20 protein-coding genes are annotated in these 21,916 nt (G+C 60.2%); 4 read left to right on the top strand and 16 right to left on the bottom strand.

The window, feature by feature from the left end; all coding sequences use genetic code 11:
* Positions 1-170: 170 nt before the first annotated feature.
* Both fadB and fadA read left to right on the top strand, forming a co-directional pair.
* Entirely contained in the window at positions 171-2,360 is a 2,190-nt protein-coding gene (fadB, locus tag ACMGGK_RS22790; RefSeq protein WP_016929440.1) for a fatty acid oxidation complex subunit alpha FadB, read from the top strand.
* Between the two features lie 10 nt (positions 2,361-2,370).
* Positions 2,371-3,534, top strand: coding sequence for an acetyl-CoA C-acyltransferase FadA (gene fadA / locus ACMGGK_RS22795; RefSeq protein ID WP_033638974.1), 1,164 nt, complete (start codon positions 2,371-2,373; stop codon positions 3,532-3,534).
* 172 nt (positions 3,535-3,706) lie between these two features.
* On the opposite strand, the gene fre is transcribed toward fadA, so the two are convergent.
* From fre to pepE, 3 genes are all read right to left on the bottom strand, one after another.
* On the bottom strand, positions 3,707-4,408 hold the full coding sequence (gene fre / locus ACMGGK_RS22800; RefSeq protein ID WP_004934474.1) for an NAD(P)H-flavin reductase: 702 nt from the start codon (positions 4,406-4,408) through the stop codon (positions 3,707-3,709).
* Positions 4,409-4,458: 50 nt separating this feature from the next.
* Positions 4,459-5,979, bottom strand: a complete 1,521-nt coding sequence (gene ubiD, locus ACMGGK_RS22805; RefSeq protein ID WP_015376309.1) for a 4-hydroxy-3-polyprenylbenzoate decarboxylase — start codon at positions 5,977-5,979, stop codon at positions 4,459-4,461.
* Between the two features lie 62 nt (positions 5,980-6,041).
* The gene (gene pepE, locus ACMGGK_RS22810; protein WP_004934469.1) at positions 6,042-6,767 is read right to left on the bottom strand and encodes a dipeptidase PepE; all 726 of its coding nucleotides are present in this window, start codon (positions 6,765-6,767) and stop codon (positions 6,042-6,044) included.
* Between the two features lie 245 nt (positions 6,768-7,012).
* Between pepE and rfaH the strand changes: the two genes are divergently transcribed.
* The gene (gene rfaH, locus ACMGGK_RS22815; protein WP_016929445.1) at positions 7,013-7,501 is read left to right on the top strand and encodes a transcription/translation regulatory transformer protein RfaH; all 489 of its coding nucleotides are present in this window, start codon (positions 7,013-7,015) and stop codon (positions 7,499-7,501) included.
* 45 nt (positions 7,502-7,546) lie between these two features.
* Here rfaH and hemB read toward each other — a convergent pair whose 3' ends face one another.
* The 12 genes from hemB to udp all read right to left on the bottom strand — a co-directional run bounded on the left by hemB (position 7,547) and on the right by udp (position 18,148).
* Positions 7,547-8,569 (bottom strand): porphobilinogen synthase, encoded by a 1,023-nt coding sequence (hemB, locus tag ACMGGK_RS22820; protein ID WP_004934463.1) that lies wholly within the window; start codon positions 8,567-8,569, stop codon positions 7,547-7,549.
* A gap of 14 nt (positions 8,570-8,583) precedes the next feature.
* Complete coding sequence (tatD, locus tag ACMGGK_RS22825; RefSeq protein WP_028127638.1) at positions 8,584-9,366, bottom strand: 3'-5' ssDNA/RNA exonuclease TatD; 783 nt, start codon at positions 9,364-9,366, stop codon at positions 8,584-8,586.
* 53 nt (positions 9,367-9,419) lie between these two features.
* A complete protein-coding gene (tatC, locus tag ACMGGK_RS22830; protein ID WP_004934456.1) occupies positions 9,420-10,190 on the bottom strand; it encodes a Sec-independent protein translocase subunit TatC in 771 nt (256 codons plus the stop codon).
* 3 nt (positions 10,191-10,193) lie between these two features.
* Positions 10,194-10,745 carry a Sec-independent protein translocase protein TatB gene (tatB, locus tag ACMGGK_RS22835; protein WP_420277293.1) on the bottom strand — a complete coding sequence of 184 codons (552 nt, stop codon included), beginning with the start codon at positions 10,743-10,745 and terminating at the stop codon, positions 10,194-10,196.
* Between the two features lie 3 nt (positions 10,746-10,748).
* Positions 10,749-11,012 (bottom strand): Sec-independent protein translocase subunit TatA, encoded by a 264-nt coding sequence (tatA, locus tag ACMGGK_RS22840; protein ID WP_004934452.1) that lies wholly within the window; start codon positions 11,010-11,012, stop codon positions 10,749-10,751.
* 80 nt (positions 11,013-11,092) lie between these two features.
* Entirely contained in the window at positions 11,093-12,724 is a 1,632-nt protein-coding gene (gene ubiB, locus ACMGGK_RS22845) for a ubiquinone biosynthesis regulatory protein kinase UbiB (RefSeq protein ID WP_420277296.1), read from the bottom strand.
* A complete protein-coding gene (gene ubiJ / locus ACMGGK_RS22850) occupies positions 12,721-13,329 on the bottom strand; it encodes a ubiquinone biosynthesis protein UbiJ (protein WP_015376304.1) in 609 nt (202 codons plus the stop codon). The genes ubiB and ubiJ overlap by 4 nt, the downstream gene beginning before the upstream one ends.
* A 13-nt stretch (positions 13,330-13,342) precedes the next feature.
* Positions 13,343-14,098: a bifunctional demethylmenaquinone methyltransferase/2-methoxy-6-polyprenyl-1,4-benzoquinol methylase UbiE gene (gene ubiE / locus ACMGGK_RS22855; RefSeq protein WP_004934443.1), complete on the bottom strand. Its 756-nt coding sequence runs from the start codon at positions 14,096-14,098 to the stop codon at positions 13,343-13,345.
* 78 nt (positions 14,099-14,176) lie between these two features.
* On the bottom strand, positions 14,177-15,724 hold the full coding sequence (gene rmuC, locus ACMGGK_RS22860; protein ID WP_049241614.1) for a DNA recombination protein RmuC: 1,548 nt from the start codon (positions 15,722-15,724) through the stop codon (positions 14,177-14,179).
* A gap of 140 nt (positions 15,725-15,864) precedes the next feature.
* Positions 15,865-16,395, bottom strand: a complete 531-nt coding sequence (locus ACMGGK_RS22865; RefSeq protein WP_004934438.1) for a DedA family protein — start codon at positions 16,393-16,395, stop codon at positions 15,865-15,867.
* Positions 16,396-16,474: 79 nt separating this feature from the next.
* The gene (locus tag ACMGGK_RS22870; protein ID WP_004934435.1) at positions 16,475-17,257 is read right to left on the bottom strand and encodes a tyrosine-protein phosphatase; all 783 of its coding nucleotides are present in this window, start codon (positions 17,255-17,257) and stop codon (positions 16,475-16,477) included.
* Between the two features lie 129 nt (positions 17,258-17,386).
* Positions 17,387-18,148, bottom strand: coding sequence for a uridine phosphorylase (gene udp / locus ACMGGK_RS22875; RefSeq protein WP_004934432.1), 762 nt, complete (start codon positions 18,146-18,148; stop codon positions 17,387-17,389).
* A 493-nt stretch (positions 18,149-18,641) separates the two neighbouring features.
* Here udp and ACMGGK_RS22880 point away from each other — a divergent pair, with 493 nt between their 5' ends.
* Positions 18,642-19,469: a dienelactone hydrolase family protein gene (locus ACMGGK_RS22880; protein ID WP_420277300.1), complete on the top strand. Its 828-nt coding sequence runs from the start codon at positions 18,642-18,644 to the stop codon at positions 19,467-19,469.
* Positions 19,470-19,553: 84 nt separating this feature from the next.
* On the opposite strand, the gene metE is transcribed toward ACMGGK_RS22880, so the two are convergent.
* Positions 19,554-21,842 carry a 5-methyltetrahydropteroyltriglutamate--homocysteine S-methyltransferase gene (gene metE / locus ACMGGK_RS22885; protein WP_079452306.1) on the bottom strand — a complete coding sequence of 763 codons (2,289 nt, stop codon included), beginning with the start codon at positions 21,840-21,842 and terminating at the stop codon, positions 19,554-19,556.
* Positions 21,843-21,916 lie beyond the last annotated feature (74 nt).

Genomic DNA, 21,916 nt, shown 5'->3' on the forward strand with positions numbered 1-21,916 from the left:
AAATGCCGATAGCACATAAAATATAACTTCGTTTCAAATCAAAAAACTAACTTGGCGACATGTGATCCGACCAGCAAATATGCAATCTCTCATTTGCATATTTTTAACATAAAAACCACACTCCTCTTCATCTGGTCATACCAGATCATACGCTGATTCAGGAGATAGACATGCTCTACCAAGGCGAAACATTACAACTGCACTGGCTCGATAACGGCATCGCCGAGCTGGTGTTCAACGCACCGGGCTCGGTCAACAAGCTGGACACCCGCACCGTCGCCAGCCTGGGCGAAGCGCTCACCGTGCTGGAAAACCAGCCTGAGCTCAAGGGGTTGCTGCTGCGCTCCTCCAAAGCCGCGTTTATCGTCGGCGCCGATATCACCGAATTCCTTTCTCTGTTCGCCGCACCGGCTGAAAAGCTGCACGAGTGGCTGGTATTCGCCAACAACGTCTTTAACCGGCTGGAAGATTTGCCGGTACCGACCATTTCGGCCATTAACGGCTATGCGCTCGGCGGCGGTTGCGAATGCATTCTGGCGACCGATTTCCGCGTCGCCTCGCCGGACGCGCGCATCGGCCTGCCGGAAACCAAATTGGGCATCATGCCGGGCTTCGGCGGTTCCGTCCGTCTGCCGCGCCTGCTGGGTAACGACAGCGCGCTGGAAATCATCGCCGCCGGCAAAGACGTCAGCGCCAAAGACGCGTTGAAAGTCGGCCTGGTGGATGCGGTGGTGACACCGGAAAAACTGGCCGAAGCGGCGCTCAACATGCTGCAACAGGCGATCGACGGCAAGCTGGACTGGCGCGCCGCGCGTCAACCTAAGCTGGAGCCGCTGAAACTCAGCCCGATTGAAGCGGCGATGAGTTTCACCACCGCCAAAGGCATGGTGCTGCAGACCGCCGGTAAACATTACCCGGCGCCGATGACCGCGGTGAAGACCATTGAAGCCGCCGCCAAGCTGGGCCGCGATGAAGCGCTGAAACTGGAAACCGCCAGCTTCGTGCCGTTGGCCCGCTCCAACGAAGCGCGCGCGCTGGTCGGCATCTTCCTTAACGATCAGTTCGTGAAGGGCCAGGCGAAAAAGCTGGCCAAGAATGTGGATGCGCCGAAACAGGCGGCGGTGCTGGGCGCCGGCATCATGGGCGGCGGTATCGCCTACCAATCGGCGCTGAAAGGCGTGCCGGTGATCATGAAAGACATCAGCGACAAGTCGCTGACGCTGGGCATGAGCGAAGCGGCCAAGCTGCTCAATAAGCAACTGGAGCGCGGCAAGCTGGATGGCCTGAAAATGGCGCAGGTGCTGTCGACCATTCAGCCGACGCTGGACTATGCCGGCATCGAGCGCGCGCAGGTGATCGTTGAGGCGGTCGTCGAGAATCCGAAAGTCAAAGCCGCCGTGCTGTCGGAAGTGGAAAACCTGATCGGTGAGGACACCGTTCTGGCGTCGAACACCTCGACCATTCCGATTAATCACCTGGCAAAATCGCTGAAGCGCCCGCAAAACTTCTGCGGCATGCACTTCTTTAACCCGGTGCACCGCATGCCGCTGGTGGAAATCATCCGCGGCGAACAGACCAGCGACGAGACCATTGCCAAAGTGGTGGCCTACGCCAGCCGCATGGGCAAAACGCCGATCGTGGTGAACGACTGCCCGGGCTTCTTCGTCAACCGCGTGCTGTTCCCGTACTTCGCCGGCTTCAGCCTGCTGCTGCGCGACGGCGCCGACTTCCGTCAAATCGATAAAGTGATGGAGAAACAGTTCGGCTGGCCGATGGGCCCGGCCTACCTGCTCGACGTCGTGGGCATCGACACCGCGCACCACGCGCAGGCGGTAATGGCCGCCGGCTTCCCGGATCGCATGAGCAAAGACTATCGCGACGCCATTGACGTGATGTTCGACAACCAGCGCTTCGGTCAGAAAAATCAGCTGGGCTTCTACCGCTACAGCCAGGATAGCAAAGGCAAACCGCGCAAGGACAACGACGAGCAGACCGATGCGCTGCTGGCCGAAGTGAGCCAACCGCGCCAGACCATCAGCGACGAAGAAATCATCGCGCGCATGATGATCCCGATGATCAACGAAGTGGTGCGTTGCCTGGAAGAAAAGATCGTCGCCAGCCCGGCCGAAGCCGATATGGCGCTGGTCTACGGCATCGGTTTCCCTCCGTTCCACGGCGGCGTGTTCCGCTACCTGGATACGCTCGGCACCGCCAACTACGTTGAGCTGGCCCAGCGTTACGCACACCTCGGCGCCCTGTACCAGGTGCCGGCCGGTCTGCGCGCCAAGGCCGAACGCAATGAAAGCTACTACCCGGTGGCGACACCGCTGTCCGACGTCGCTACCCGCCAACCGGCATGAGGTCATAAAGATGGAAAACGTAGTTATTGTTGATGCCGTACGCACGCCGATGGGCCGCTCCAAGGGCGGCGCCTTCCGCCAGGTGCGCGCCGAAGATCTCTCCGCTCACCTGATGCGTGAAGTGCTGAGCCGCAACCCGGCGCTGGACGCCGCCGAGATTGATGACATTTACTGGGGCTGCGTGCAGCAAACGCTGGAACAAGGCTTCAACATCGCCCGCAACGCCGCGCTGCTGGCCGAGATCCCGCACCGCGTGCCGGCGGTGACCGTCAACCGCCTGTGCGGCTCTTCGATGCAGGCACTGCACGACGCGGCGCGCGCCATCATGGTTGGCGACGCGCACATCAGCCTGATCGGCGGCGTGGAACACATGGGCCATGTGCCGATGAATCACGGCGTGGATTTCCATCCGGGCCTGAGCCGCAGCGTGGCCAAAGCCGCCGGGATGATGGGGCTGACCGCCGAAATGCTGGCCAAGATGCACAACATCAGTCGCCAGATGCAGGATGAGTTTGCCGCCCGCTCCCACCAGCGCGCACATGCGGCGACGCTGGCGGGTTACTTCAAAAACGAGATCATACCGACCAACGGTCACGACGCCGACGGCGTGCTGACCCGTTACGATTTCGATGAAGTCATTCGCCCGGAAACCACCGTCGAAAGTCTGTCGGCCCTGCGTCCGGCGTTCGATCCGGTCAACGGCACCGTCACCGCCGGCAGCTCCTCCGCCCTGTCGGACGGCGCTTCCGCCATGCTGCTGATGAGCGAATCGCGCGCCAAAGCGCTCGGTTTGAAGGCCCGCGCCCGCATCCGCTCGATGGCGGTGGTCGGCTGCGATCCTTCCATCATGGGCTACGGCCCGGTGCCGGCCAGCAAGCTGGCGCTGAAACGCGCCGGTCTGGGCGTGCAGGACATCGATCTGTTCGAGCTGAACGAAGCGTTCGCCGCCCAGTCGCTGCCGTGCATCAAGGATCTGGGGCTGATGGACAGCATCGACGACAAGATTAACCTGAACGGCGGCGCCATCGCGCTCGGCCACCCGCTGGGCTGTTCTGGCTCCCGCATCTCGACCACCCTGTTGAACAACATGGAACGTCGCGACGCGCAGTTCGGCCTGGCGACCATGTGCATCGGCCTGGGCCAGGGCATCGCCACCGTCTTTGAACGCGTTTAGCTGTGTCTATCTTGGGATGACCGCGTCACTACTTCAAATCGCGGCATCCCGCCAAGTTTAGTTGCCGTTCTTCCCGCCTGTCAGGGGCGGGTTTTTTATGCCTGAAGTTTGCCGACGCCCAAATAAAAACGGGGCGACCCTCGGCCACCCCGTTCACCGCGCATCGCATCGGTCAGATAAACGAAAACGCGTCGCCAAACATATGCGCTTCCAGCGCGCCGCGCTCGGCGCAGAAACGCTCGCGGGCGATTTTCGCCATCTCGAAACGCCCGGCGATGTAAATGTCATGCTCCGCCAGCGTGCCGAAATCCTGCAGCACCGCGCTGAGCACGGTGCCGCTGCGGCCGCGCCATTCGGCTTCCGGCTGCTCGACCACCGGGATCACCTTCAGATTCGGATGCTGCAACGACAGCGCTTCCAGCTCGCTCAAATCGTACAGGTGCTTCAGCTCACGCCCACCCCAGTAGATTGAAATGTCGCGATCCGGCTGCTGCTCCAGCGCGGTCAACAAGATTGAACGCGCGTAAGAGAAACCGGTGCCGCCGGCGATCAGCACCAGCGGACGGCTGCCCTCTTCCCGCAGCCAGGCGTCGCCGTGCGGCACGTCAACGGTGATCGCCTGCTCTTTCAGGATGCGATCCATCACCGCCATGGCATACAGATTCAGTTCCGAAGCGCCAATGTGCAGCTCGATATAATCTTGCTGCGTCGGGGTTGATGCCAGTGAGAACGGACGCTTGTCGCGCTCATCCATCACCACCATCAGATATTGCCCTGCCTTGAAAGAAAACGGCTGCTCGGGCACCAGACGTACCCGATAAACCGTATCGGTAATGGCCTCTACCGAGGTCACTTTACAGCTCAATATTGTCATGCGTTCCCTCTGTCGGGTCATCAATGCAAAGCTGAGAACAGGGCCTGACGCTATAACGTCGGTTCCCTGTCACTGAAGATTGCGAGCTCATCCCAGATTTCGTCGACGCGCGCACGTACCTTTTCATCCATCTGAATCGGACGGCCCCATTCGCGATCGGTTTCACCCGGCCATTTATTGGTGGCGTCCAGCCCCATCTTCGAACCCAGGCCGGAAACCGGCGAGGCGAAGTCCAGATAGTCGATCGGCGTATTCTCCACCAGAACGGTATCCCTTGCCGGATCCATTCGTGTGGTGATCGCCCAAATCACGTCGTTCCAGTCGCGCGCATTGACGTCATCATCACAGACGATAACAAATTTGGTGTACATAAACTGCCGCAGGAACGACCAGACGCCCATCATCACGCGTTTCGCGTGGCCGGCGTACTGTTTTTTCATGGTCACTACCGCCAGGCGGTAAGAGCACCCTTCCGGCGGCAGATAGAAATCGACGATTTCCGGGAACTGCTTTTGCAGGATCGGTACGAACACTTCATTCAGCGCCACGCCCAGGATCGCCGGCTCATCCGGCGGGCGACCGGTGTAGGTCGAGTGGTAGATCGCGTTGCGGCGCTGGGTGATGTGAGTAACGGTGAACACCGGGAACTGGTCGATTTCATTGTAGTAACCGGTGTGGTCGCCGTAGGGGCCTTCCGGCGCCATTTCACCCGGCTCGATATAGCCTTCAAGCACGATTTCGGCGCTGGCGGGCACTTCCAGATCGTTGGAAAGGCACTTGACCACTTCGGTTTTGTTGCCGCGCAGCAGCCCGGCAAAGGCATATTCAGACAAGGTATCAGGCACCGGCGTGACCGCACCGAGGATGGTAGCGGGATCGGCGCCCAGCGCCACCGCAACCGGGAAACGCTCGCCCGGGTGCGCCTGGCACCACTCCTGATAATCCAGCGCGCCGCCGCGATGCGACAGCCAGCGCATGATCACTTTATTCTTGCCCAGTACCTGCTGGCGATAGATGCCGAGATTTTGCCGTTCCTTATGCGGGCCGCGGGTCACGGTCAGCCCCCAGGTGATCAGCGGCGCGGCGTCTTCCGGCCAGCAGTGCATCACCGGAATACGGCTGAGATCGACATCGTCACCCTGCCATACCTGCTCCTGACAAGGCGCGGATCCCAGCACCTTGGTCGGCATGTTCAGCACCTGCTTGAACTTCGGCATTTTGTCGAACAGATCGCGGAAGCCTTTCGGCGGCTCAGGTTCTTTGAGGAACGCCAGCAGTTTGCCGACTTCGCGCAGCGCGCTGATGTCTTCCTGCCCCATGCCCATCGCCACGCGATTGGCGGTGCCGAACAGGTTGCACAGCACCGGCATGTCATACCCTTTCGGGTTTTCAAACAGCAGTGCCGGACCGCCCGCTCGCAGGGTGCGATCGGCAATCTCCGTCATTTCCAGGTAAGGATCGATCGGCTGGCTGATGCGTTTTAGTTCCCCTCTCTTCTCCAGCAACGAGAGGAAATCGCGTAAGTCACGGTATTTCATGCTGATCATTATAACGGCCAGTGGGGAGGGCATTATAAGCCCTCTTCACGGTTGTTGCTGCAATTTTGTTAACGCCGCCCGCCGCCGGGTGGCCCTCAGCCGCAGTTGAACGGCACCAGCGCAGCCAGCGCGCGCGTATCCTGATATTCACGCGTCTCCTCACCGTGGCGGAACACCTTGAAGCCCTGCCCGTTAGCGCTGAAGTAACGCAGCGCATTGCCTTCAACGTGCAGCAGGCTACCTTCACGCAGCGCCACCACCGATTCGCTTGGGTTGATCGCGCAGAACTCCGCCAGGCGCTCGTCACGGGTTTCGCCCATGTGGCCGCTGATATGCGCGTCGATGTAGTGCGGGTTGATCTGCACCGGGAACAGCCCCAGCGCCGGCAGCACCACGCTGCAGCGCACCGGCATGTCATTGGTGGTGCGAATGCTCGGCGTGGCCACGTTGCAACCGGCGCTCCAGCCGACGTAAGGCACTTCACGCTCGCGCACCGCGCGCTGGATGGGCACGATCAGGCCTTGCTCGTGCAGCATTTGGTTCAGCAACCAGGTATTGCCGCCGCTGACCAAAATGCACTCCGCCTGCGCGATCGCCGCCGCCGGTGAAGCGGCATGGTGGATGCTGGTGACTTCAATGCCCAGCGTTTGCGCCAGTTCCTGCGCACGCTGGTCATAGTCGTAACGAATCAGGGCGTAAGGGATAAAGACGGCGGATTTGATGCCGCGACGCGCAATCATCGCCAGCAACTGGCTTTTAGCGTACCCCAGCAGCTCGGCTTCGCCAGACAGCTTGCCGTTGCTCAACAGAAACAGCTCCATTTCTTTCCCCCTCGGTCGAAAACGATGAATAGCGTCACAGCCGGCGGCGCTACGCCTGTCATACTGTGACGGTAACAAATTTTTAGCCCTCTGTTATACCAGCGCCGTATCGATAAGTGTGTGACCCCTCGCTAATAGCCGCAGATTCATAGAGATAGGTGATGTTACACGCTGAAACTTGCATCACTATGTATCCGGAATAGCTTTTGATATGCTTACCGGCTGGCAGAAAGGCATGTGAAACTATGGAATCCTGGTATCTACTTTATTGCAAACGCGGTCAGTTGTTGCGGGCGCAGGAACATCTGGAACGGCAGCAGGTAAACTGCCTCAGCCCGATCATCACGCTGGAAAAGATCGTGCGTGGTAAGCGCATCGCGGTCAGCGAACCCCTGTTTCCCAACTATCTGTTTGTGGAGTTCGACCCGGAGCGCATTCACACCACCACCATCAGCGCCACCCGTGGCGTCAGCCACTTCGTGCGTTTCGGCGCGTTGCCGAGCGTCATCCCGAGCAAGGTGATCGATGAACTGCGCACGCACGCCTGCGAAACCTATGTCGATCCGGAAACCCCACAGCCGGGGGATACCGTTCTGATCGTCGACGGCGTGTTCGAAGGGCTGCAGGCGATCTACACCGAGCCGGACGGCGAAGCGCGTTCCATGTTGTTGCTGAACCTGATCAACAAGCAGGTCAGCCAAAGCATCGACAACCGACAGTTCCAGAAGATGTAATGCAAAAGGCGCCCTCAGGCGCCTTTTTGTTGGCTCATTTTACGCTTAGCGGCGCATCGCGTCGTCGTGCAGCCACTGGGCGACACGCTTGGCGAAGTAGGTCAGCACGCCGTCGGCGCCGGCGCGTTTAAAGCACATCAACGATTCCATCACCGCAGGTTGCTCCTGCAGCCAGCCGTTCTGAATCGCCGCCATATGCATCGCGTACTCGCCGGACACCTGATAAGCGAAGGTTGGCACACCGAAGGTATCCTTCACGCGGCGCACAACGTCGAGGTACGGCATGCCCGGTTTCACCATCACCATGTCCGCACCTTCCTGCAGATCCTGCGCAATCTCCTGCAGCGCTTCGTCGCTGTTGGCCGGATCCATCTGATAGGTCTTCTTGTTGCCGCCCTTCAGATTGCCGCTGGAGCCCAACGCATCGCGGAACGGGCCGTAGTAGCAGGAAGCATACTTGGCGGAGTAGGCCATGATCTGGGTATTCACCAGGCCCTGCAATTCCAGACGATCGCGGATCGCCCCGATGCGGCCGTCCATCATGTCGCTCGGCGCCACGATTTCCGCGCCCGCTTCAGCATGGGACAGCGCCTGACGCACCAGAATGTCTTTGGTCACGTCGTTAATCACATAACCCTGCTCATCGATCACCCCGTCCTGCCCATGCGTGGTGTAGGGATCGAGCGCCACGTCGGTCAGAATGCCCAGTTCAGGCACCGCGTCTTTCAGCGCGCGCACCGTGCGCTGTACCAACCCTTCAGGATTATAGGCTTCTTCCGCATGCAGCGATTTCAGGCTCGGTTCGATCACCGGGAACAGGGAAATCACCGGCACGCCAAGTTTGGCGATGGTTTCCGCTTCCTTGACCAGCAGATCGATCGTCATGCGCGATACGCCCGGCATCGAGGCCACTTCTTCCTGGCGGTTGCTGCCTTCCATGACAAACACCGGATAAATCAGGTCGTTGACCGTCAGTTGATTCTCGGCCACCAGGCGGCGGCTGAAGTCGTGACGGCGCACGCGGCGCATACGGCGACCAGGGAAGGTGCCCGGAAATGCATAGCTCATAGTTTTCTCCTAGCTCAAACCAGCCGGAATAGCCGGCGGGCGTTCTCATCGGTTTTTTGCCCCAGCCATTGCGGCTCTTCCCGCCGCCAGACGGCGACCTGCTGCACGATGTGGGGCAGGAAACAGGGTTCGTTGCGGCGAGATGCGGGTTTAGGCTGTAAATCCCGGGGCAACAGATAAGGGGCGTCAGTTTCCAGCAGCAGACGCTCGGCTGGGATCTGCGGCAACAGTGCGCGCAGTTCCAGGCCGCGCCGCTCGTCGCAGACCCAACCGGTAATCCCGATCGACAAACCCAGCGACAGGCAGCTTGTTAATTCTTCGGCGGTGCCGGTGAAGCAGTGCACCACGGCCGCGGGCAGTTTATCCAACCACGGCGTCAGTAGCTCGGCAAAACGTGCGTGTGCGTCGCGGCAATGCAGAAACACCGGCAGCGCCAACTCCGCCGCCAGCGCCAGCTGCGCGGTGAACGCCGCTTCCTGCTGCGCGGGCGTCGAGAAGTTGCGATTGAAATCCAGGCCGCATTCGCCGATCGCCGCCACTTCAGGGCGTGCGGCTAACGCATAAATCTGCTCGGCGGCGTGTTCATCCCAACCGCTGGCGTAGTGCGGATGCACACCGGCGGTAGACCAACAGTAACCCGCATGTTGCTGCGCCAGTTCCGCCGCTTCGCGGCTCTCTGCCAGATCGGTGCCGGTAATCAACATCCCGGTAACGCCCGCCGCGCGGGCGCGCTCCACCACCGCCTGGCGATCTTTGGCGAATTGGCTGCTGGTCAGATTAACGCCGATATCAAACATGATTTTTTCCAAAGCAAAAGCCGCCCAATGGGCGGCTTCGCAATCAATGTGGATCAGGGGGCTGGGGGTTCGTCACCCTCGTCTTCTTCTTCCGCTTGCGGACGACGTTTGCCGGTATAGAAGCGAGCGAAGAACACCCCCACTTCAAACAGCAGATACATCGGTATTGCCAACAAGGTTTGCGAGAACACGTCTGGCGGCGTCAACAGCATGCCGACCACAAACGCGCCAACCAACACATACGGCCGTTTCTTCTTCAGATCTTCCGGCGAGGTGACGCCACTCCAGCACAGCAGAATGATGGCGACCGGCACTTCGAAGGCAACGCCGAACGCCATAAACAGCGCCATGACGAAATCGAGGTAGTTTTTAATGTCGGTCGCAATGGTCACCCCCATCGGCGCGGTCTTGGCGAAGAAGCCGAAGGCCAGCGGGAACACGATGAAGTAGGCGAAAGCCATGCCGAGGTAGAACAGCAGGCTGCTGGACACCAGCAGCGGCATCATCAGGCGGCGTTCATGCTTGTACAGCGCCGGCGCGATGAATGCCCACACCTGATACAAAATCATCGGCGCGGAGACGAACACCGAGACGATCATGGTCAATTTGATCGGGGTAAAGAACGGTGACGCCACGTCAGTGGCGATCATGCTCGCCCCGGCCGGTAACTGCTTCAGCAGCGGCGCAGACACCAGTTGGTAGATGTCGTTGGCGAAAAACACCAGCACCACGAACACCGCCAGCACGCAAATAATCGAGTTCAACAGCCGCTTGCGCAGCTCTATCAGATGACTGATAAGGGGTTGGGTATCTTCAACAGCCATGTATTAACGATCGCCACTAGGTTGGTGAGACGCTGGGGTTTTATCCGCAACAGGTTCGACAGGTGCCGGCGCGGTTTCCGCCGGCGCTTTAGCCGGTTGCGCCGCCACCGGCGCGACGGCTTCAGGTTCCGCTGCCGGTTTTGGCGCGGCGGCGGGCGCACTGGCGCGGGTTGCCGCTTCCGCTGGCGTCACGCCGTCGTGCAAGGCTTCCGGATCGGTGATCTGCGGGTTATGAATGGTGTTCGCCAGCTCTTCTTTCTCGCCCTGGTAGGTGCGTTTCAATGATTCCGCCGCGTCTTTCAGCTCATCCATCGACGCCTTCAGTTCCGGCGTCAGGTTCTGCAGGCCGGCCTGTTCCGCTTTTTTCAGGCTGTCCTGCAGCTCCTGCAGCTTCAGCTCCTGAGACAGTTCGTGCTGCACCGAGGCCGCCAGCGAGCGCAGCGCGCGGATCCAGCCCGATACTGTTCTGACCGCGACCGGCAAGCGTTCCGGCCCCAGAACAACCAGGCCGATCACCAGCACCAGCACCAGCTCACTAAACCCAATGTCAAACACGGTTTATACCTGCTCTTTGTTCTTCGACTCTTCCGGTTTCACTTCCGGCTGCTTATCGGTAATAGGCTTGGCCGAGAAGTCAGCGTCATCCAGGCTGCTTTTCTCAGCCGTGTTGGGGGTCGACGGCGTATCGTCGCCGATCGCCTTCTTGAAGCCCTTGATCGAGGCGCCGAGATCGGAGCCCAGCGTGCGCAGTTTTTTGGTACCGAACAACAGCACCACGATCACTGCGATGATCAACAATTGCGTAATACTAATACCGCCCATTTTAATTACCTCTAATTTTAAAGGGTCTTTTAAAGACAGCCCGCATTATAGAGCCGACTTTACCAGAGTAACGAATTAAATCAGGTGGTTCGCTTCCAGCCAATCACCCAGCATACGATGCCGGCAGCCATCATCCAGGCGGGAAACACCTCGATTTGCCCCAGCAGCAACAGCGTGCCGCTTACCAACAGTGTAGCGCCAACGCCGAACAAATAACGTGACTGCCCCTGACGAACCCGCTGAGCCTGCATCTGGTTGGTCAGCTTATCAACGCTTTGTTGCAACAGTTTATGCTGCTGCAAGCTGTCGTAAAACAGCTCGGGCAGTTCCGGCAGCTTCTCCGCCCAAAACGGCGCTTTCTCTTTCAGCGCACGCACCACGGCGGGAATGCCGACCTGATCGCGCAGCCAGCTCTCGAGGAACGGCTTGGCGGTGGTCCACAGATCCAGCTGCGGATAGAGCTGACGCCCCAGTCCTTCAACATACAGCAAGGTCTTCTGTAATAACACCAACTGCGGCTGCACTTCCATATTGAAGCGTCGCGCGGTGTTGAACAGGTTCAGCAGCACGTTGCCGAAGGAAATCTCCGCCAGCGGCTTCTCGAAAATCGGCTCGCACACGGTGCGGATGGCGAATTCGAAGTCTTCCACGTTGGTGTCGCGCGGCACCCACCCGGAGTCGACGTGCAGTTCCGCCACCTTGCGGTAATCGCGGTTGAAGAAGGCGATGAAGTTTTCCGCCAGGTAGCGTTTATCATCCTTATTCAGCGAACCGACGATGCCGCAGTCGATGCCGATGTAGCAAGGATCTTCCGGATGTTCGTAGCTGACGAAAATATTACCGGGATGCATGTCCGCATGGAAGAAGCTGTCGCGGAAGACCTGGGTAAAGAACACCTGGACGCCGCGTTCCGCCAACAGTTTCATGTTGGTGCCCTGCTGTTCCAGCGTGGCGATGTCCGAGACCGGAATGCCGTAAATGCGCTCCATCACCAATACGCTTTCGCTGCAGTAGTCGGAATAAACTTCCGGTACGTACAGCATTGGGCTGCCGTCGAAATTGCGGCGCAGCTGAATGGCGTTAGCCGCTTCGCGCAGCAGGTTCAATTCGTCCAGTAGAGTTTTCTCATACTCGCGTACCACTTCGCGCGGGCGCAGACGGCGGCCGTCCGGCAACAGCTTCGGCACCCAGCCTGCCAACCGGTACATCAGACGCACGTCGGCCTTGATGATCGGCCCGATATCCGGCCGGATCACCTTCAGCACCACTTCCTGGCCGGTGGTTTTCAACCGCGCGGTATGCACCTGCGCGATCGAGGCAGAGGCCAGCGGCTGCTGATCGAAGTCATCGAACCAGGTCTCCAGCGGGCCGCCCATCGCCAGCTCGATATGCTTACGCGCCAACGCGCCATCGAAAGGCGCCACCCGATCCTGCAGCAGCGTCAGCTGATCGGCAATGTGCGGCGGAAACAGATCGCGACGGGTCGACATCATTTGGCCGAACTTGATCCAGACCGGCCCCAATTCCTGCAGCGCCAGCCGCAGACGTTCACCCAGCGGTTTGTCCTTGTGCCGATTCGGCATCCAGAACAGCAGCCGGCGGCCAAAGCGCAGCGGCAGCGTCAACCGCATTTTAGGGATCAGCTCATCCAGCCCATAGCTGAGAAAAACGCGGACGATAAAATACAAACGGCGCAGTTCGCCTGGGGTCATCGCTTGCCCTCCAACTTGTCCATACGGGCAATCAGCGCTTCCGCGCTGCGGGCGAGTGCGTCAACTTCTTCGTTGAACCACACCACTTCCAGCGGCCCCGGCGCCAGGCGCCACTCTTCTGTCAACGCCTCAGCCATGTCTTGCTGCCGGCGCATAAAGCCGGCTTTCAGCAGCGAGGCGCCTTTTCCCAGCGCCTGTGTAATGCCTTGGGCGGCGATATCGCCGATGTAGGGCGCCAGCCACTCCGCCGGATCCCACTCCGCCAGATCGAGCAGGCCAACCAGCTGCTGCACCACCTGAATATCGCCTTCCACCGTCAATTCGCCGCTGCGCATCAGCACCGGCAACTGCTGGCGATCGCGCAGCTTCAGCAAGGAGGGAATGCGGCTACGCACGGTGCAATCGGCGCTGTCTTCAGACTGCCCCAGCACATCCACGCGCAGTTCGCTGAACACCAGCACCAGCGGCGAAGCCAACTCTTCCAGTTCGATGCGCAGCACCTTGCCCGCCAGGCGTTGGCGGGCGGCTTTCATGCTGCGATCGCGAAACAGCAGGTTATTCAGCGAGGTTTCCAGCGCGCCGGTCAGCAGAGGGGTAAACAGCATCGGCATCTCCCTCTCAGAACTTGAAGCCGCGATGCAGGGCGACAATCCCACCGGTCAGGTTGAAATAGGTGACGTTTTCAAAACCGGCGTTGCCCATCATGCCCTTCAGGGTTTCCTGATCGGGGTGCATGCGGATCGATTCCGCCAGGTAGCGGTAGCTGTCCGGATCTTTCACCACCAGCTCGCCGATCTTCGGCAGCACGTGGAAAGAGTAGGCGTCATAGGCTTTGCTCAGCGGCGCCAGCAGCGGCTTGGAGAATTCCAGCACCAGCAGACGGCCGCCCGGCTTCAGCACGCGGAACATCGAGCGCAGCGCTTTGTCTTTGTCGGTGACGTTACGCAGGCCAAAGGAGATGGTGATGCAATCGAAGTAATTGTCCGGGAACGGCAGCGCTTCGGCGTTGGCCTGCACGTAATTGATGTTGCCGACGATGCCGCGATCGCGCAGCTTCTCGCGCCCCATCTTGAGCATCGAATCGTTGATGTCCGCCAGCACCACCTGCCCCTGCTCGCCCACCATGCGGGAGAACTTGGCGGCCAGGTCGCCGGTACCGCCGGCCAGATCCAGCACGCGCTGCCCGCGGCGCACGCCGCTGCAGTCAATGGTGAAACGCTTCCAGATACGGTGAATACCGAACGACATCAGGTCGTTCATCACGTCATACTTTGCCGCTACCGAATGGAAAACGTCCGCCACCATGGCCTGTTTTTCGTCTCTAGCGACGGTGCGAAAACCGAAATCGGTGGTTTCCTGCGATTGATCTGCCATTGTCCTGCCTGCTATTCAGTCAATTTTGTGTGGATGAGTGTACCAGAAGCCCGGTGAATACCCCACCTCGCCACGGCCTCAGCCGTGCGAAACGAAGCCCGGTTCCCCGGCGGTATCGTCATCGTCGTTCGTCTGCGGCAGCGCGGCGACATCATCGTCGTTCGCCTCTTCCGCTTCATCGTGTTGCGCGCCGGCTTGCTGCGCCAGCAGCGGGTTTATCGGCCGTTTGACCTCAACCCCCAACGCGCGGAAACCTTCAATTTGGCCGATAAGATTACCACGGCCTTCGCTCAGTTTGTTCATCGCCTGACGATAACTGCCCTGCGCCTTGTCCAGGCTCTGCCCCAGAGCGGACATATCGTCCACGAACAGCCGCATCTTGTCATACAGTTTCGCCGCGCGATCGGCGATGCGCTGGGCGTTCTGGCTCTGATGCTCATAGCGCCACAGGTTGGTGATGGTACGCAGCGCCACCAGCAACGTGGTCGGGCTGACCAGCATGATGTTGTGCTTAAGCGCTTCGCTGATCAGCTCTGGCTCGCGATCGATAGCCAGCAGGAAGGCGGGCTCGACCGGAATGAACATCAGCACATAATCCAGCGAACGCAGCCCCGGCAGCTGCTGATAGTCCTTGCGGCCCAGCATGCGGATGTGGCCGCGCAGCGAGGCGATATGTTCGCTCAGCGCCGCTTCGCGCTCCGCCTCATCCTCGCCGTTGAAATAGCGCTCGTAGGCGATCAGCGACATCTTGGCGTCAATCACCACATCCTTACCCTGCGGCAGGCGCACGATCACATCGGGCTGCATGCGGCTCTGATGATCCACCCGCACGTTGACCTGCGTTTCATACTCATGCCCTTCGCGCAGGCCGGAAGCCTCCAGCACCCGGCTCAGCACCACCTCGCCCCAGTTGCCCTGCGTTTTGTTGTCGCCTTTCAGCGCCTTGGTGAGGTTGATCGCCTCGCGCGCCATCTGCGCGTTCAACTGCTGCAGATTGCGTATCTCGTGCGTCAGCGTATGGCGCTCCCGCGCTTCCTGGCCAAAGCTGTCCTGCACCTGACGGCGGAAACCGTCCAGCTGTTCGCGCAGCGGCAGCAGTAAACGATCCAAACTTTGCTTATTTTGCTCGTCAACCTTGCGGCCGCTGTGTTCAAAAATGCGGTTGGCGAGATTTTCAAACTGGGTGGTGAGCCGCTGTTCGCTGTTGATAAGCAGGCGCTGCTTCTCCTCCGCCGCCATACGCGTCTCTTCCAGACGGATGGTGACTTCGCGCAGTTCGGCTTCCTGCGCGCTGTTAACCTCGCGCTGGGCGCGCAGCTCCTGATTGAGCAGCTCGCATTCGTTGCGCCAATGGTTGAGCTGTTGCAGCTTCTCATGTCCGGCCGCCAGTTGGCTGTGCAGATTGCGCAGCTCCAGCTCGCTCTGGCGCAACTGCTGCTCGTGGCGCTGCAGCGTTTCCTGTCGCGCCGCCGTTTCCTGCTGCGCCTGCTGCAACGCTTGCTCCAGCAACCGCAGCTCGGTTTCATGTTGCGCATGCGTCTGCTGCACCCGCAAACTGGCGATCAGCCACCCCAACAGCATGCCGATCGCTACGCCGCCAATCCCATAAATCAGACTGGTATCCACCCTGCCTCCTGTTGCACCTTGCCGTTGCGGCGTTTTGCACGCCCATTGCCCGTCACGTTAAGGGGAGGCTGTATGGATGTCCAGCCTGATTTTGCCGGCCGCGCACAATATTGCGCGGCGCTGCGCAATTTAGCGAGAAATCAACCCAGCCACTGGCTGAGCCACTTGATGCCGAACGCCCCCGGCGCCAGAATGCCGAACGCCCAGATCATCGCCGACGTGACGTTGGCCAGTTGGAAATAGCGCTGCGGCATGCCGCAAATGCCGCCCACCAACGGCACCACGGCGCGCAGCGGGCCGAAGAAGCGGCCGATGAAAATGCCCAGCACGCCCCAGCGTTCAAAGAAGGCGTGGCCGCGCGCCAGCAGCTGCGGATTGCGCGACAGCGGCCACATATGGGCCACGCGATCCTGATAGTGATAGCCGATCCAGTAAGAGAGCCAGTCGCCGAAAAACGCCCCGGCGGCGGCGGCGGCCCAAATCGGCCAAAAGGCGATGCCGCTTTCGCCGATCAGCGCGCCCAGCGCCAGCAGGATCACCGTGGCCGGCAGCAGCAGCGACAAAAACGCCAGCGACTCGCCGAACGCCAGGAAGAAGATGATGGGAATGGCCCAGCCTTCGTGCTGACGCACGACGTCGCTGACCCAGTTGATAACGTCATTGAGGCTCAATACGGGGCTCCTGATACGCGATGGTTCGCCGCCTAGGATAAGCCGGGGCGAGTTAAACCCCGGTTAAACACGCGGCGATTTACTCGAGGTAGAACGCCTGCAGCGCTTCGCGCTGGGCCGCGCCCAGACCGTATTCCGCTTCCAGCCAGCGGTCGGTGGAGCCGTATTGTTGGCGGATGCAGCCCAGCGCCGTCATCAGGAACTCCTCGCGCGCGCTGAGCACGTAGGCGAATTGCTCCAGCGCCGCCGCATTCAGCTTGATAGAGAGCTGATCCAGCATCTGCTCGCGGAAAGTGGCCAGCGTGGTTTCAGTCAGCAGATAGTCTTCCAGCACCGTCGCTTCGTCGGCACCCAGCGCGAACAGCACCAGCGCCGAGCCGACCCCGGTGCGATCCTTGCCGACCGCGCAGTGTTGCACGATCGCGCCGCCGCCGGGGTTGCTCAGCAGCTGCGCCAACCGCTGATAGGCTGCATTGCCGAACGGCAGGCGACGATACAGTTCCAGCATGAACGCGCGGGCGTCGAAAGCGGCCAACGTTTCGTTGGTGAGCTTCTCCAGGTTGGCGTTGACTTCGCTGCTCAGCGGGTTGGCCGGCACGTGATGATAGTCGGCGCCATTCCACAGAATATCCGGTTTGGCCTGCACTTCGTCGGCATCGCGGTAGTCCAGCACCGAACGCACCGGCACGCCGGCGAGAAAGGCGCAGTCGTTTTCCGTCAGCCGCTCGAGGGAACCGGAGCGAAACAGCAGGCCGCGCTTGATGCGGCGCCCGTCGGCCACGCCGTTGCCGCCGAAGTCACGGAAGTTAATGCCGCCGTCGAGCGGCGCAAGCGAAGGATGAAGCAGGATCTGGGCGGTCATAAACGTCCTCGTTGTTATTGTTCTGACAACGCGCGGCGGCCATCGGCGCAGCGCTGAGGAGTATCACCGTAACAGATTAGTCGCGAATGGAAAAACAGGCCGCGTCGGCGGCCCGTTGAGGGAAGGCGATTACAGCAGACGGCGGGCAGCGTCCACCACGATCTGCACCGCTTTGCTTTCGGTGTTTTTCATGGTCTCGGCGTTCGGGATCTCTTGCTGGGTGCGGTTGACGATCACCCCAGCCACCATGCCGGCACGCAGGCCCTGGCTGGCGCACATGGTCAGCAGCGTGGCGGATTCCATTTCATAGTTCATCACGCCCATCGCCTGCCACTCTTCCATCGAGCCTTTAAAACGGCTGACCACGCGGCCGGAGTAGGTGTCGTAACGTTCCTGGCCCGGGTAGAAAGTATCGGAAGAAGCGGTTACGCCAATGTGGGTGGTCGCGCCGCTGGCTTTGGCCGCTTCCACCAGCGCGGTGGTGCAGGCGAAGTCCGCAACCGCCGGGAACTCCATCGGCGCAAAGTGCAGGCTGGCGCCGTCGAGGCGTACCGCCGCCGTAGTCACCAGCACGTCACCGACGTTGATATTGGCCTGAATGGCGCCGGTGGTGCCGATGCGCAGGAAGGTGCGAATACCCAGCTGCGCCAGCTCTTCCACCGCGATAGAGGTAGACGGGCCGCCAATACCGGTGGAGCAGACGATCACCGCCTTGCCGTCCAGCTCTGCGCGCCAGGTGGTGAATTCACGATGGGAGGCCAGATGCACCGGATTTTCCATCAGCTTGGCAATCTTCTCTACGCGCTGCGGATCGCCCGGCACGATGGCAAGCTGGGCCCCTTGTAAATCGTTCTTGGTGAGGCCGAGATGAAAAACGTCAGACTGAGACATACGAGACTCCTCATGGATCATGTTTATTGGGAGGAACAAAAAAGCACTCTACTGAAAATCGCCGCTTAATTTCGTGACGACAGTCACTATGAAAAGAGAAACAAATGACATGCTACATATTTTTTGTGATTTTTATCACAAAAAATCACTATCACTATAAGGCATCCAGAATGCACCGCTAAACCTCAGTCTAGCCGACAAACCTTGCAGCTCCCTGCCCGTTGGTTGCCGGCTGAAACTATTTAGCTCATCAATCCGAAATAACTCCATCTTATCGGTTGCTTAGGGGCAAAAAAGCCCTCTAACGCACCTTATGGCACTTACGCGGGCCAAAACGCGTAATAACATGATAAAAAGCGCTTAAAAATGCCGCAAAGCCAGATAATTAGCCGTTTTTTATCGACTTGTCCGAAAGTGCGCCACGCAGCGCCAATAATGGGTAATCTTTCCTATAGTTAATCTCAGCGCTTTTTTCTATTGCACGGAGACCGCAATGAAAACCGAACATGTGATGACATTAGAACAGGCTCAGGGGGGATTCGCCCCGGCCGCCGCGCCGTTGGCCGCCTCCGCGATTATCACCGACGAACAGGGCATTCATGCCGGGCAAACGACCATCCCTTCTCAGGGCGACGCGCTGCCGGCCTACGTCGCCAAACCCGCCGACCATAACGGCCCCTTTCCCATCGTGCTGGTGGTGCAGGAAATCTTCGGCGTCCATGAGCACATTCAGGATCTTTGCCGTCGCCTGGCCAAGCAGGGCTATCTGGCGATCGCGCCTGAGCTCTATTTCCGCCAGGGCGATGCCAACGACTACAGCGATATCGGCGAGCTGTTCCAGCAGTTGGTGACCAAGGTGCCGGATCGTCAGGTGTTGTCCGATCTGGATCACGCCGCGCACTGGGCTATTCGCCACGGCGGCGACGCCGGCAAGCTGGCGATCACCGGTTTCTGCTGGGGCGGCCGCATTACCTGGCTGTACGCGGCGCACAACCCGCAGTTGAAGGCGGCGGTCGCCTGGTACGGCAAACTGGTCGGCGAGAAAACGCTGAATTCACCGAAGCATCCGGTCGATGTCGCCACCCACCTGTCAACGTCGGTGCTGGGGCTGTATGGCGGGCAGGACAGCGGCATTCCGCTGGAGACGGTGGAAACCATGCGTCAGGCGATCCGCGCCGCCAACGCCGAGGCCGAAATCGTGGTATATCCTGGCGTCGGGCACGCATTCAACGCCGACTATCGCCCCAGCTACAACGCCGAAGCGGCGGAGGACGGCTGGCAGCGCATGCTGGCGTGGTTCGCCCAGCACGGCGTCAAATAATGTCCCTCGCATAAAAAAGGGCGCCGAAGCGCCCAATCATCACACCAGTAAATCTATAAGCGGCGGTTCATCCGCCGCACGGCATCACGCGTGCTCGCGCAGGCGCTGCGCCGCCAATACCATGTTGGCCAGCGACTGCCGGGTTTCCGGCCAGCCGCGAGTTTTCAGGCCGCAATCCGGATTGACCCACAGGCGTTCCGCCGGGATGTTCTGCGCCGCTTTACGCAGCAGCGCTTCGATCCATTCCACGCTCGGCACGTTCGGCGAGTGGATGTCGTAGACGCCCGGCCCGATTTCGTTCGGGTATTCGAACTCTTTGAAGGCTTCCAACAGATCCATATCGGAACGCGAGGTCTCGATGGTGATCACGTCGGCGTCCAGCGCGGCAATGGATTCCATGATGTCGTTGAACTCGCAGTAACACATGTGGGTGTGGATCTGGGTGTCATCCCGCGCCACGGCGGCATTCAGTTTGAAGGCGTCCACCGCCCAATTCAGGTAGGCGGCCCAGTCGGATTGGCGCAGCGGCAGCCCCTCGCGCAGCGCAGGTTCGTCGATCTGGATGATGCCGATGCCGGCTTTTTCCAGATCCTCCACCTCGTCGCGCAGCGCCAGCGCAATCTGCTTGGCGATCACTTCGCGGGTCACGTCTTCACGCGGGAACGACCAGCACAGGATGGTCACCGGCCCGGTCAGCATGCCTTTCACCGGTTTGTCGGTCAGCGACTGGGCGAATTTGGCCCATTCGACGGTGATGGCTTCCGGGCGGCTGACGTCACCGATGATGACCGGCGGCTTCACGCAGCGGGAGCCGTAGCTCTGCACCCAGCCGTTCTGGGTAAACACGAAGCCGTCGAGGTTCTCGCCGAAATACTCCACCATGTCGTTGCGCTCGGCTTCACCGTGCACCAGCACGTCCAGCCCGAGACGTTCCTGCTCGACAATCGCCTGTTTGATGTGCTCACCGATGCTGGTGCGGTAGTTATTGCCGTCCAAACGGCCCTGTTTGAAGTCGAGACGCAGGCCGCGGATCTCGGTGGTCTGCGGGAACGAACCGATGGTGGTGGTCGGCCAGGCCGGCAGGTTGAAACGCTCGCGCTGCGCCCTGGCGCGCTCGGCGTAAGCGCTGTGGCGTTCGCTGTCCTGCGCGGTGATCGCGGCCAGCCGGCGCTCAACCTGTGGGTTATGCACACGGCTCGACTGACGGCGGGCGCGGATCGGCGCGCTGTAGGCGTCCAGTTCAGCCTGTTTCGCCGCGTCAGGCGCGTTCAGCGCAGAGCTCAACAGCGCCAGTTCGGCGCATTTTTGCAGCGCGAAGGCGAACCAGCTTTTCACTTCTTCGTCCAGACGGCTTTCCACGCTCAAGTCGATCGGGCTGTGCAACAGTGAACAAGAGGAGCCAATCCACAGCGGGCGAGTACCCACCAGCGGCTGCAAGCGCTCAAACCAGCGGCTCAGATCGGCGCGCCAAACGTTGCGGCCGTTGATCACCCCCAGTGACAGCAGCCAGTCTTTCGGCAATGCGGCGCTCAGCGCGGCGATATCGTCATGACCGGCGACCAGATCGACGTGCAGCCCCTGCACTTGCAGCGTGCGAATGGTGTCGAGGTTATGGCCGACGCTGTCGAAATACGTGGTCAACAGCAGCTTCACCTGCCCCTGCAGCGCATCGTAAGCCGGTTTGAACGCGTCCAGCCAGGCTTGCGGCAGCTCCAGCACCAGCGCAGGCTCGTCAATTTGCACCCACTCAACGCCGCGCTTCGCCAGCTCGGCCAGCACCTGCTGGTAAACAGGCAGAATCTCTTTCAGCAGCGACAGGCGGTCGAACGGCTCACCCTTCACTTTCCCCAGCCACAGATAGGTCAGCGGACCCAGCAGCACCGGCTTGATGCGATGGCCGAGCGCCAGCGCTTCATCCACTTCGTCCAACAGCTGAGTCCAGCCCAGCTTGAACTGCTGGCCTTGCTGGAATTCGGGCACCATGTAGTGGTAGTTGGTGTTGAACCATTTGGTCATTTCCGCCGCGGCCGCCGGCTCGCCGGTCGGTGCGCGGCCACGGCCGATGCGAAACAGCGTGTCCAGATCAATAGAGCCATCCGCATTCTGATGGCGCGCCGGCACATTGCCCAGCAGCAGGCTAGTGGTCAACACATGATCGTACCAGGCGAAATCGCCGACCGGCACCAAATCCACCCCGGCCTGTTGTTGCTGCTGCCAATGACGAGCGCGCAGCTCGCGGCCAACCGCCAACAGCTCTTCCTGCGTTGAGTTGCCGGCCCAGTAGCTTTCCTGAGCTTTTTTCAGCTCACGTCGTAGCCCAACGCGAGGAAAACCCAGTGTGTGATTCAAAATTGCCATCGTCATATTCCCCATTTAGCCGTCCAGATGTTTACACATCCATAATCAGCAGGTACTGTATTAACCACAAGCGCAATTTATTCACTGTC

This window comes from Serratia sp. BNK-33-b, assembly GCF_048684565.1.
GTDB classification, from domain to species: Bacteria; Pseudomonadota; Gammaproteobacteria; order Enterobacterales; family Enterobacteriaceae; genus Serratia; species Serratia marcescens.

Coding starts and splice junctions, on each gene's coding strand:
- fadB (WP_016929440.1), top strand. CDS start 171: ATGCTCTACCAAGGCGAAACATTACAACTGCACTGGCTCGATAACGGC.
- fadA (WP_033638974.1), top strand. CDS start 2,371: ATGGAAAACGTAGTTATTGTTGATGCCGTACGCACGCCGATGGGCCGC.
- fre (WP_004934474.1), bottom strand. CDS start 4,408: ATGACAATATTGAGCTGTAAAGTGACCTCGGTAGAGGCCATTACCGAT.
- ubiD (WP_015376309.1), bottom strand. CDS start 5,979: ATGCCCTCCCCACTGGCCGTTATAATGATCAGCATGAAATACCGTGAC.
- pepE (WP_004934469.1), bottom strand. CDS start 6,767: ATGGAGCTGTTTCTGTTGAGCAACGGCAAGCTGTCTGGCGAAGCCGAG.
- rfaH (WP_016929445.1), top strand. CDS start 7,013: ATGGAATCCTGGTATCTACTTTATTGCAAACGCGGTCAGTTGTTGCGG.
- hemB (WP_004934463.1), bottom strand. CDS start 8,569: ATGAGCTATGCATTTCCGGGCACCTTCCCTGGTCGCCGTATGCGCCGC.
- tatD (WP_028127638.1), bottom strand. CDS start 9,366: ATGTTTGATATCGGCGTTAATCTGACCAGCAGCCAATTCGCCAAAGAT.
- tatC (WP_004934456.1), bottom strand. CDS start 10,190: ATGGCTGTTGAAGATACCCAACCCCTTATCAGTCATCTGATAGAGCTG.
- tatA (WP_004934452.1), bottom strand. CDS start 11,012: ATGGGCGGTATTAGTATTACGCAATTGTTGATCATCGCAGTGATCGTG.
- ubiB (WP_420277296.1), bottom strand. CDS start 12,724: ATGACCCCAGGCGAACTGCGCCGTTTGTATTTTATCGTCCGCGTTTTT.
- ubiJ (WP_015376304.1), bottom strand. CDS start 13,329: ATGCTGTTTACCCCTCTGCTGACCGGCGCGCTGGAAACCTCGCTGAAT.
- ubiE (WP_004934443.1), bottom strand. CDS start 14,098: ATGGCAGATCAATCGCAGGAAACCACCGATTTCGGTTTTCGCACCGTC.
- ACMGGK_RS22870 (WP_004934435.1), bottom strand. CDS start 17,257: ATGACCGCCCAGATCCTGCTTCATCCTTCGCTTGCGCCGCTCGACGGC.
- udp (WP_004934432.1), bottom strand. CDS start 18,148: ATGTCTCAGTCTGACGTTTTTCATCTCGGCCTCACCAAGAACGATTTA.
- ACMGGK_RS22880 (WP_420277300.1), top strand. CDS start 18,642: ATGAAAACCGAACATGTGATGACATTAGAACAGGCTCAGGGGGGATTC.
- metE (WP_079452306.1), bottom strand. CDS start 21,842: ATGGGGAATATGACGATGGCAATTTTGAATCACACACTGGGTTTTCCT.